The organism is Pseudomonas sp. BJa5 (assembly GCF_030272875.2).
In the GTDB taxonomy this organism is placed as follows: domain Bacteria; phylum Pseudomonadota; class Gammaproteobacteria; order Pseudomonadales; family Pseudomonadaceae; genus Aquipseudomonas.
Window position 1 is genome coordinate 1 of the sequence record NZ_JALRNG020000192.1, and the last position, 245, is coordinate 245.

The following is a 245-nucleotide window of genomic DNA, read 5'->3' on the forward strand; positions in this document are numbered from 1 at the left end:
CTACGACGTAGCCGTCGACCGCTCGGTCCCCCCGGGTGTGGTCACCGCTTCTACCGTCATGAGTCGGATGATCTCCTCGCGGTCGGCCTGCGAGGGCAGCCCCCACCCGTCCCGGTAGCCGTACAGCTCCCGCAGGGTGACGGCGCGTCGATTGCCGTCGGCGATCTCGATGTCGTCGACGGTGATGAGGCCGGGATGCGCCACACCCGTCGCCTGCGCGATCTTGAATACGTCGCGGCGGAGGG

General features: G+C 69.0%; 1 protein-coding gene. It reads right to left on the minus strand.

The features are described 5' to 3' along the window. A partial coding sequence (locus M2D63_RS25985) for a hypothetical protein (protein WP_285865910.1) occupies positions 1-245 on the minus strand: 245 nt, incomplete at its 5' end.